An 11,308-nucleotide genomic window follows, 5' to 3' on the forward strand; every position below is an offset into this window, starting at 1 on the left:
AAAATAGTTTAAATTTTTTTTAGCCGTGCCACGGTTTGAACATCCCGACTACGCTCGATGTCTTTTAAGGCCCCTTCGATCCTTCGACTTCGCTCAGGACGCTCAGGGATTTCTACAACGTTTTCAAATACTCAATCACCGCTTTTCGTTCTTTGTCGGTTAATTTATTGCCATAAGTGTGACCATAATTACCATAACCCTGTAAATCGGTGTTGTAAATGAATTTGCCTCCGGGCTTTTCTTCTTTGGTGTATTTCCACCCCAGCTTTTCGTAATCGTATTCGGGTTTGTCGAAATCGCGCGACCAGTATTTTGGACGAAGATCGGTATTCAGTAATGCTTCAAGTGTTGGTACAGAACCATTATGCAGATAAGGCGCCGTTACCCAGATGCCGTCGAGCGGTGGAGCAATATAACCTTTGAATGGTTCCAAACGGGCCGGATGATCGCCCGTGGTAAACCAGCTTTGATTGAACCAGTTTACAAACTGCGGACTTGAATAATTATTCTTGAATAAAAATGAGTCTGTTTGAATAACAGCTTCCGGAATTAACAAATTGGGGTATTTGTCATTGGCGCCATATGTACCATGGCATTTGGAACAGCTTTTTATAAATACGGTTTCTCCCTGTTTCGCCAATTCTGTATTTATTTCTTTTGGATACTTAGGCGGCTGTAATGAATAAATGTACGCCAGCAGATCGGGCATATGGGTATCTACTTCGTGCGATTCGGCAGTGTCGTTTACCGTAAGCAGATTGGATGCCATTAAAAACCGCCCGAAATCGCCGCGGCCAAATCCATTATAGAACATGGCATTTTTTTTCTTCAGCAACCACCATGGTGGTACATCAGATGGTATTACGCCCCCGGGAATGTCGAGCTGCACTTCGGCATTCCATTTAAATGTTACGGGATCGCGATGTGCCGCCAGCACCGCAGCCAGCCGGTCGGCCGCATTTACACCGCGTATATCTGTAATGAGCCAGGGACTAATGGTTTTGGCTACATCCAAAAATGGTTTGGCTGCTTTGTATTTATGCGGAGCCGAAAGCTTCAGCATGTTTTCGACCAGCTTCAGGTTCTTTACATTCAGCTTTTCATTTTCGGTAAAGTCGATAAACGTATTGCCCAGTCCCATTATCAGCTTGTTATCAAATACCTGGGCATGGCATTGCATGCAATTGGGCGCTACCAGCACCTCGCCATTGGATGCGGTTACTGCTGTGTATTCGTGCGATATGTTGGCATTTTTTCCGTCGCGTTCGAGGTAATTGGTTTTGTTTTTACCCAACCCCATTATAAAAGTGTTGTAGGGAATGCCGCCTTTTACGTAATCACCGGTGGTCAGGTATTCATAACCTTTTTGTGCATCACCGCCGGTACGTTGAACACTGGGCGGAATTGGAACGGGCTCATATTCGCCATTAGATAACACTTGGGCAAACGCCACCCCACTCATCGCAATGAGCATCAATACGATCCATTTATTCATTCGCAGGAATTTCTACCCTAAATTACGAAATCCTGAATTACGAATATTGAACAGAAGAATGTTGAATGATGAAGTGAATGAAATGAGAATGAAGCGTGGGAATGTTAATGAGAAATGAAAAATGAAGAATTAAAAATGAAAAAGTGAATGTCCGGACCGCGAGATAACCACAAACTATAAACCGTAAACCACGAACTGTAGCTATTTTCCATATTGCTCCAGCATTTTCTTAAGATCCTCCAACGTATTGATCTCATCTGCTTTTTTGTCGGTTCGCCAGCGGCTGATGCGGGGAAAACGTAAGGCAACACCTGATTTGTGCCGGTTGCTGGCGGCAATACCTTCAAACGCTATTTCAAATACCAGTTCGGGTTTTACAGTGCGCACAGGGCCAAACTTTTCGAGTGAGTTCTTTTTTACAAATGCATCTACCTGTGCAAATTCTTTGTCGGTTAATCCTGAATAGGCTTTGGTAAAAGGAACCAGTTTATCGCCATCTTTCACGGCAAATGTATAATCGGTATACAGGTTGCTGCGCCGGCCGGCTCCTTTTTGTGCATATACCATTACAGCATCAATGGTAAGCGGATCGATCTTCCATTTCCACCAATCGCCACGGCGGCGGCCAACAAGATAGGCCGAGGATTTTCTTTTCAGCATCAGTCCTTCGCTGTTGATACTGCGGCTTTGTTCGCGAATGGTTGTCAGCTCATCCCAACCGGTGAACGTAACAATAGGACTCAATTGCAGAAACGGCAATTGCATGGATATAATGAGGCTTTCCAGTGCGGCTCTTCGTTCGGATAAAGCAAGGTGACGAATATCTTCACCGTTTAATTCAAGCAGGTCGTAGGCAAACAAACCAACAGGCGCTTCCTGCAGATGTTTTTTGGTAATGTTCTTACGGCCGATGCGGGTTTGCAGTACATTAAAGTTCAGCACCTGTTCGTCTTTATAAGGCAATATTTCTCCGTCGATCACTACGCCATTCGGCAATTTGTTTTGCAGTATGGCATACTCCGGAAACTTATCGGTGATCAGGTCTTCGCCACGGCTCCATACAAACAGCTGATCATTTCTTTTGATCACCTGGCCGCGTATGCCATCCCATTTCCATTCAGCCTGCCAGTCGGCCGGATCACCCAACTCATTTAACGTATCTTCCAGTGCATAGGCGAGATAAAAAGGGTAGGGCTTTGAAAAATCTACATGTGTTGCCTGTTCGCTTAGCAATTCATCGAATGAAGTAGTAGATGGATCCCAGTTACCGCTGATGCGATGTGCAATAACATTGGGTTCCAGTTGAACCGTTTTGGCCAATGCATTCACCATTAATTTTTGTGATACTCCTACGCGAAAGGCGCCTGATAATAGTTTGTTGAATACAAACCGTTCGCGGCTGCTGAGTTCGAGCCACGATTGCAGAATGAATGTTTTCTTTTCCTGCTCTGTTGCCTGCTCAAGGTGCAGGAACTTTTCAACGTAATAATGAAGCGGTTTGCCGGCGCCGGCCTGCCCCCAACCCTCCTCCCGATGCATCGGGATCGGGAGGGAGTAAGAAACCTCTTTTTCAGGTATGAGTAAAGCGATGGTTTCCGACAAATCGCCTACTGTATGATAGCATTCGGCAAACAACCACGCCGGCAGGTTGATCAGTTCGGTGCACCAGGCGGCGAGCTGGTTGCCACTAACGGTGCGGCGTGGCCGGCGTCCGCTGAACAGCGCTATCACCCACACCTTGTCTTTTTCATTGGCTTGCGTAAAATACCTGGCCAGCGCCTCCAACTTGTCGTTTGTTTTTGTGGAGGCACTTAAAGAGAACAATAATTGTGCGAACTCTTTCATGTATTTGATACTGTGCTGAATCAAATGTGCTAATTAGCCAATGCGCTAATTTGCTAATGGAAAACCAAATGCCTCTTTCATTAGCATATTAGCTAATTATCACATTAGATAATTGGTCTTCTTCATCTTCATTTCCAAACTCCGTTTTCACTTCTGCCGCTTCAATGCCCTGTTCATTCAGGTAACGGCTGAAAGCCGATTGAAACCCATGCGTAACATACACTTTTTGTGCCCCGGTTGCTTTTACCGCCTGTAACAAGCCATTCCAGTCGGCATGATCGCTAAGGGCAAAACCGGCATCGGCATTACGGCGGCGCTGATGCCCGCGCACCTGCATCCAGCCACTGCATATACCGACGCTGTAGGGGGTAAAGCGGCGCATCCATACACTTCCATCGGCCGAAGGTGGTGCAATTACCACGCTGCCTTTATAATCATCTTTTGCAATTTCCGGTGTAATGCGTTTTACGGCGGGCAATGCAAAGCCTGCCTGCGTGAGTGCCTGGTGTACATTGTAAATGGCGCCGTGTACAAAAATGTTTGTGGTTATTGCTGCTACTGCATTTAATACCCGTTGCGCCTTGCCCAAACTATAGGCAATTAATACCGATGTTTTGCCGGCCACTTCATTGCTGCGTATCCAGTTTTGTATATCATGAAAAATAGTGTGCTGTGGCTTCCAGTTGTAAATAGGTAATCCGAAAGTTGATTCGGTGATGAATGTGTTGCAGGGTACAGGTTCAAACGTACCACTGATGCCATCGGCTTCGGTTTTATAATCGCCGCTTACCACCCAAACTTCGCCTTTGTATTCGATGCGCACCTGTGATGAACCAATGATATGTCCGGCAGGATGTAATGATACTATTACTTCGTTCAGGTATATCTTTTCATTCCAGCCTGCCGTTTGATAGTTATTGTGGCCTAACCGTAATTGTAGCAGGGGCAATGTATCGGTATGACATAAATATGCATCGCTGCCAAAGCGTGCATGATCGCTGTGTGCATGGGTGATCACTGCTTTTTGAACCGGTTGCCAGGGATCTATGTAAAAGTTGCCGGCCGCACAATACAGTCCCTTATTGGTGAACTCGATTAAAGGCATAGAGACAAGTTACAGGTTTCAGGTTTCAAGGCACAGGGAAAACACAAGTAGGGCTAAAAAAGATGTGCCACACTTCGAAAGTGTGGCACATCTATATCGTGCAGTATTTTATTCACCATTGACCATTCACCATTGACCTATTGCACCGTTTTCACCACTCCATCGGCCTTTCTTACGAAATACAGTTTTTTGTTTTCGAAGTAATCGAGGGTGGTGGTTTGTTTATTGATCACGGGTTGAATATCAAATTCGCCGAAGAGCATGTATTTTTTATCGCTCATACTTGAGCCGAGGTTTTTACCATACAGCTTTAACAAATGAGCAAAATGATACAGTGTTTCAAAACCACGGAAAACCATATCCGACGGACGTGAATAAAAAGTTGATTTAAAATCTTCGTACACCGATGCGGCGAGTTTGCCGGTTGGCGCTACATAAAACGGCGTACTGTAAACTATTTCAAGATTTTTGAACTGCGATTTTTCAAAGTCAATTACATCCCAGGTAGGCATACCTATCACAACATTGGGCCTTCCGGCAGTACTTAACGAAGCCAGTTGCTGACAAAGCGTTTGAGCAAAGTTGGCATCGAGGCTGCCGGCGATACAAATGTTGGGTTTTTCTTCGTCGAGGTAAACCGACAGTTGATCTGATGTGAAGTTATCCGGGAGTGTAATGTATTTTATCTTCAGCTTTACGGCGGTGGTTTTTTCAAAATCGGCAAAGTAGTTTCTCAGCCGGTCTTCGCCTTTTTTACGAAAGAATATGATATCAGATAAGGAGTAATTCTTTTGCAGGAACCTGTAAATAGCCACACAATGCGTTGGCAGGGTAGGGTTCAAAATAACATAATTATGATTATTGGTAACGCCTGCATCGTTGGGATAATTGGCATTGATAAATGGAATATCCATGGTTGCAGCCACCCGCGCCAGCTTTGCCGCTTCATTTAAATTTACATGTCCGATGATCAGGTTCATTTTTTTGAACTCTTCGCTCGTCAGAATTGAATCCATTCGCAGCGGTGCAACTTTGGTGTCGTACACATGAATATCGAGTTGAACACCTTCGCTTTTTAATGAATCTATAGCCAGTTCGGCGCCTTCCCAAAACTCTAATCCGGCACTGGCCTGGCGGGGAAAAGTTTTATTATCGTACCGGTAATTACCGGCTGCATCAAAAGTTGAATCGAGATACAGTGGAGTAAATATCGCAATGTGTTGGCGGGTAGTATCGGCTGTTATTTGTGAAAATACAGGTACTACTGTAACCAGAGCAAGAAAAGTTAGTATTAATACGATCCATTTTTTCGTCATAGGGAATGCTTTATGTGCTATTGTTTTGATTGTGGTCCTGTAGTTTAAGCACCCTTAAATTCATGTTACCGGTTATTCCGCCATAGCGGAACAACCGGTAACCGGTAACTTATTGTGAACCGGCCTGTAACACAAAGACGTTTACTCCCATTCGATCGTTGCAGGCGGTTTGCTGCTAATATCGTACACCACCCGGTTGATGCCTTTAACGTTGTTGATGATATCGTTCGAAATATGTGCCAAAAATTCGTAAGGAAGGTGAGCCCAGTCGGCCGTCATGCCATCTACCGAAGTTACCGCACGTAAAGCCACGGTGTATTCATACGTTCTTTCGTCGCCCATTACGCCAACACTTTTTACCGGCAACAAAATAGCACCTGCCTGCCAAACCTGGTCGTATAAATTATGTTCTTTTAATCCCTGTACATAGCGGTGATCGGCTTCCTGCAGCAAATGCACTTTTTCGGGCGTGATTTCGCCCAATATGCGAATGGCTAAACCGGGGCCGGGGAAAGGATGACGATGTAACAATTCGCCGGGAATACCCAGCTCATGACCTACACGGCGCACTTCATCTTTAAATAAAAATCGTAAAGGTTCAACCAGCTCAAGGTGCATGATATCGGGTAAGCCGCCCACATTATGATGCGATTTGATGGTAACCGAAGGACCGTGTACCGAAACGCTTTCAATAACGTCGGGGTAAATGGTGCCCTGGCCCAACAGTTCAAAACCCTGTACTTTTTTTGCTTCCTGCTGAAACACTTCAATAAACAGGCGGCCGATGGTTTTGCGTTTGGCTTCAGGATCTGTTTTACCACTCAGCTCATCGTAAAACAATTGTTTGGCATCTACGCCTTTTACATTCAGGCCAATGGTTTTGTAGGTTTCCAATACCTGTTCAAATTCATTTTTACGCAGCACACCATTGTCGACAAAAATGCCCGACAGGTTATCGCCGATGGCTTTGTGTATTAAAGTGGCTGCCACGGTTGAATCAACACCGCCGCTCAATGCCATGATCACTTTCCGGTCGCCGATCTGTTTTTTCAGGGCGGCTACAGTGTCGGTGATAAAGTGCGCGGGCGTCCAGTTCTGCGAACAACCGCAAATATTTACAAGAAAGTTCTTTACAATTTTTTTGCCTTCTACCGAGTGGTATACTTCGGGGTGAAACTGTACACAATACAGCGGTTTTGCTTCGCCATTCTTTTTGAAGGCTGCAAAGGGAATGCTGTCGGTAGTGGCCAGCACCTCAAATCCGGTGGGCATTTGCAGCACCGAATCGCTGTGGCTCATCCACACCTGCGACTGTTCCATTACGTCTTTCAGTAAAACATCGTCGGTTGTCCTGTGCATCAGGGCGCGGCCATACTCGCGTTTGTTACTTTTGGCTACCTGTCCGCCATATTGTTTGGCCGTTAACTGGGCGCCGTAGCAAACCCCTAATACAGGCAACTGGCTGTTCAGTGCTTTTACATCTACTTCCGGTGCATTGGGATCGTTTACCGAAAAGGGCGAACCCGACAGGATTATGCCTTTCAGTGAAGGATCAAATTCAACTTTTTTGTGGTAGGGAATTATTTCGCAATAAACTCTGGCCTCCCGGACGGCCCTGGCAATCAATTGAGTATACTGACTGCCGAAATCGAGAATAAGAATCTTTTCCGTCATGGTGGTGCGAAGGTAAAAAAAACGGCCCATTGTCAGAACCAGGATTTTAAACGTTTATTCGATTTGTATGATGAATATGCATAACCTACACTTAACCCATATATGATCTATAAATAACCCATATCTTTAAAGAAGTGGTTTATCACTGGGTTATCTCTGGCTTATCTGTGGGTTATCCTCCTGAAAATGCCGTTTCCGTGGCGTCCTTCCCGTATTTTTCTTAGTACTGGAAAAACTTTACCATTCACGTCCTGCTGGTTATCCGGGCGCCTTTCCTGTAAGGGGCCGGGGATCGATGTGTAACATTTTGATATTCTTCGCGTCAAATGCAGTAAAAACCGGTTAATTTGTATAACTAAATCAAACTAAACCACATAATATGAAAAATTGGCTTTCGTTCCTGCTGTTAGGTACTATCGTAATATCATCCTGCCGGTTTGGCGGCAGACGTGTACATGGAAACAGAAACGTGAAAACAGAAGACCGGAATTTATCGGGTTTTCATGGTGTAGTATCATCAGGATCTTTTGATGTGTATGTGTCATCGGGCGGACCCTCGGTAAAAATCGAGGCAGAAGAAAACCTGTTGCCTTATATTGAAACTTATATTGATGGAGATGTTTTAAAAGTGAGCACACGCAAAGGAGTTTGGTTGCGGCCCGAAAGAAGCATTAAGGTATTTGTGAGCGCTCCGGCATTTAATAAAATTCAATCGAATGGTTCGGGTAATATTATCAGCCAGTCGAAGATCACTGATCCCTCAAAAATTGAACTGGAAGTAAACGGAAGTGCAGATATTAAGGTAGATGTTGATGCGCCGGAAGTAATGGCCGAAGTACGCGGCAGCGGTAATATGAACCTTATCGGCGATGCAAAATCATTCAGCGGCGAAATCGTGGGCAGCGGCGATATCAGGGCGCTTGGCCTGAAATCGGAAGAAACAACCGTTAAAATAGTTGGCAGCGGCGATGCTGAAGTGTACAGCAGTGTAAAGCTAAATGTAAATGTTGCCGGCAGCGGCGATGTTCGTTATAAAGGCGGCGCTCAGGTCGATAGCCATATTGCAGGGAGCGGGGGCGTGAAGAAGCTGGATTAAGAACGCTAAACGCTGAACGCAAAATGCCGAACGCCGAACGCAAAACGCTGAATGCCTTAGTGATCCGTGCGTTAAGCATTAGGCGTTCAGCATTGTTTATAAATTAACAAATTTCACCCGTATCCACACATCTCTGTTCCTGCCTTTATCATCGGTACAGGAAATTTTTACAGGGCCTTCCTCGGGTATAAAAAACTGGCGGTTGTGCGCTACATCTGCCTTATAAAACTGGTCGTTTATATACCAGTAAACTTTATGTACATCATTACCCACATTGCACGAAAGCTGTAATGGCTCGGGGTGTTTTTTGCTGATAAAATATTCCGAGCCATTACGGGGCGATGTAATGGCCGGCCCCCCCTCTTTAAATACCCGTTCACAGGCCGGGTTATGCGGCGGCATATGTTCGTATACTATATGCCTTTCTTCATAAAAGCGTTGCATATCGGGCGTAACAATGCGGTACCATTTCTTTTTATAACCGCTGGCCGGCATACAGGTTTTGCAATACGATATCTTTTCATCGGCCGATAAAGCTACCTCCTGCATATTGTTGCAAAGCTGGGTCGAAGATATCAACGGAATAAAATAATCTGTTACCGTGTTTGTGCAATGCTCGCCCGGTGGCAACCCCGTTTCGGAGCAAACCATGCGTATGTCGCAATCTTTCGGCTGGGTGAACCATTCTTCGTCGCTGTCGTAATCGATGGTATTGAAAATTTTGAACAGCAACGGCGTGGCAATGTTGGCGCCACTTAACTCAGGAATGCCAAGCGCCGAAAAGTTGCCTGTCCATATACCTACGGTGTATTTTTTATTATACCCAATGCTCCAGGCATCACGACGGCCATAGGAGGTACCGGTTTTCCAGGCGATCTTTGGCATGTGTTCGGTGCTTTGCCAGTTCAGCGGAAAATCGGGGCGGTTTACTTTCGATAACGTTTCGTTGATCATAAAAGTAGCCGCCGGGCTTAAAATGGTTACTCCTTTGCCCGCCTGTGTTGGCGCTTGTGTATAATTGGGCGTTACAAATTGGCCGTTGTTTGCAAATATGGTGTACATCCCGGTCAGTTCTTCGAGCGTGGCGCCGCATCCGCCGAGTATCATCGATAAACCCAGTTTGCGCTGGTCTTTTTTGATCTGTTCAAAATTGCATGCGCCCAGCTTTTCAATAAACGCATCTTTCCCCAGCAATTGCAATCCTTTTACAGCAGGAATGTTGAGCGAATGTTCCAGCGCATACTCCATGGTAACGTAACCATTAAACTGCTTGTCGTAGTTTTCGGGTGCGTACCCATTATAGTTAACGGCCACATCGGTGATCACCGATTTAGGTGTCATCAGTCCTTCGTCGATGCACAATCCGTACAACAGCGGTTTTAATGTGCTGCCAGGCTGGCGTATGGCTTTGGCGCCATTAACCTGACCGGCATCGATGGTATCGGTAAAATTAGCCGAGCCTACATAGGTGATTACGTTATGCGTTTGGTTATTGATGATGATCACTGCCGCATTGCGTATATTTTTTAAAGTGAGAATGCGGGCATAATCTGCTACCAGCTTTTCGGTTTTCAGCTGGGTGTTTAATTCAATATTCGTTTTAATGATATCGCCGCCCTGTTGTTTCAGTTTCCAGGCAAGATGCGGTATCAGTTGCGGAATCGTTCCTCTTGTTGCGGTGAGCGGTTCGCTTATGGCATCCTGAATTTCTTTTTGCGTAAACACCTTATCCTTTGCAAATTGCTGCAGCCAGCGGTTGCGTTCCTGCGCAATGCGGTCGTTGTGCTTACCCATTACCAGCGAAGAAGGGCGATTGGGTATTATTGATAGCGCCGTGATTTCGGCCAGTGATAAGTGATCGGGATTTTTTTTGAAGTACAGGATAGATGCCGACTTTACGCCTTCGATATTGCCGCCATAGGGAACCAGGTTCAGGTACAGTTGCAGTATTTCGTTCTTACTGTATTTTAGTTCGAGCTGGAGCGCTCTGAACATTTCGATCAGTTTGTTGAAATAGGTTCTTCGTTTGGGTTCAAGGGCGCGGGCTACCTGCATGGTAATGGTTGAAGCGCCGGAAGTTCGTTTCCATTTAAAGATATTCTTTACAAAAGCGCGACTGATGGCGAGGGCGTTTATGCCGGGATGCGAATAGAAGTATTTATCTTCTTTTTCAACAATGGTTTTGCGAAGCAGGGGCGATATTTCATCGAGCTCGGTCTTCATGCGCCATTTTTGGTCTTTTGTTAAAAACGCATGCACCACTTCGCCTTTACTGTCGGTAACAATGGTTGAATATTCAATGCGATCGGGTAGGGGAAATAGCCAGTTCAGTAAAAAGAATATGATAACAACCGCTGCCAGCGTAATGACTGAGCGTTTGAACCATTTATATAAAAAAGCCGGAACCGGCTTTGCGGGTTTCCAGGCAATAGCCTGATTGATCAGTCTTTTTATTTCTATCAGTTTAAGGTTTTTCATTTCTTTATTTTTCGCAAAGGCGCTCCCGCCATGGCGGGACAAATTTGATCGCTTCGCGATCTGTAAGAACGCTAAGAAAAGGCTTTGCGCCTTGGCGCGAGCCTTTACGCTTTAATAACAAATTAACAGGCAAGTTGTAAAATTTGCAAGTAACTTTCGGATACAATTTTCAATTCTATGGCTTCGTCAAGCCTGCCTCCTTAGTTTCTTTGCTAATTTCCGCTTTTCTTATTAACGTAACAGGAATCATTTCCATTATTAATTCCTTTTTGTATTTTGTTGCCCGCAACCAAAAACCC

General features: G+C 45.2%; 7 protein-coding genes. 1 reads left to right on the top strand and 6 read right to left on the bottom strand.

Annotated elements, in window-relative coordinates; translation table 11 throughout:
* Positions 1-112: 112 nt before the first annotated feature.
* The 5 genes from AC59IL_RS33540 to guaA form a co-directional block, all read right to left on the bottom strand.
* The gene (locus tag AC59IL_RS33540; RefSeq protein WP_496556629.1) at positions 113-1,495 is read right to left on the bottom strand and encodes a c-type cytochrome; all 1,383 of its coding nucleotides are present in this window, start codon (positions 1,493-1,495) and stop codon (positions 113-115) included.
* A 201-nt stretch (positions 1,496-1,696) separates the two neighbouring features.
* Positions 1,697-3,340, bottom strand: a complete 1,644-nt coding sequence (locus AC59IL_RS33545) for an ATP-dependent DNA ligase (RefSeq protein WP_496556630.1) — start codon at positions 3,338-3,340, stop codon at positions 1,697-1,699.
* Between the two features lie 88 nt (positions 3,341-3,428).
* The gene (locus AC59IL_RS33550) at positions 3,429-4,445 is read right to left on the bottom strand and encodes a ligase-associated DNA damage response exonuclease (RefSeq protein ID WP_496556631.1); all 1,017 of its coding nucleotides are present in this window, start codon (positions 4,443-4,445) and stop codon (positions 3,429-3,431) included.
* Positions 4,446-4,582: 137 nt separating this feature from the next.
* Positions 4,583-5,761 carry a type 1 periplasmic-binding domain-containing protein gene (locus AC59IL_RS33555; RefSeq protein ID WP_496556632.1) on the bottom strand — a complete coding sequence of 393 codons (1,179 nt, stop codon included), beginning with the start codon at positions 5,759-5,761 and terminating at the stop codon, positions 4,583-4,585.
* A 141-nt stretch (positions 5,762-5,902) separates the two neighbouring features.
* The gene (gene guaA, locus AC59IL_RS33560; RefSeq protein ID WP_496556633.1) at positions 5,903-7,465 is read right to left on the bottom strand and encodes a glutamine-hydrolyzing GMP synthase; all 1,563 of its coding nucleotides are present in this window, start codon (positions 7,463-7,465) and stop codon (positions 5,903-5,905) included.
* Between the two features lie 349 nt (positions 7,466-7,814).
* Between guaA and AC59IL_RS33565 the strand changes: the two genes are divergently transcribed.
* The gene (locus AC59IL_RS33565) at positions 7,815-8,531 is read left to right on the top strand and encodes a head GIN domain-containing protein (protein WP_496556634.1); all 717 of its coding nucleotides are present in this window, start codon (positions 7,815-7,817) and stop codon (positions 8,529-8,531) included.
* Positions 8,532-8,627: 96 nt separating this feature from the next.
* Here AC59IL_RS33565 and pbpC read toward each other — a convergent pair whose 3' ends face one another.
* Positions 8,628-11,009: a penicillin-binding protein 1C gene (gene pbpC / locus AC59IL_RS33570; RefSeq protein ID WP_496556635.1), complete on the bottom strand. Its 2,382-nt coding sequence runs from the start codon at positions 11,007-11,009 to the stop codon at positions 8,628-8,630.
* Positions 11,010-11,308: the final 299 nt, after the last annotated feature.

This window comes from Niastella sp. sgz303648, from assembly GCF_059587045.1.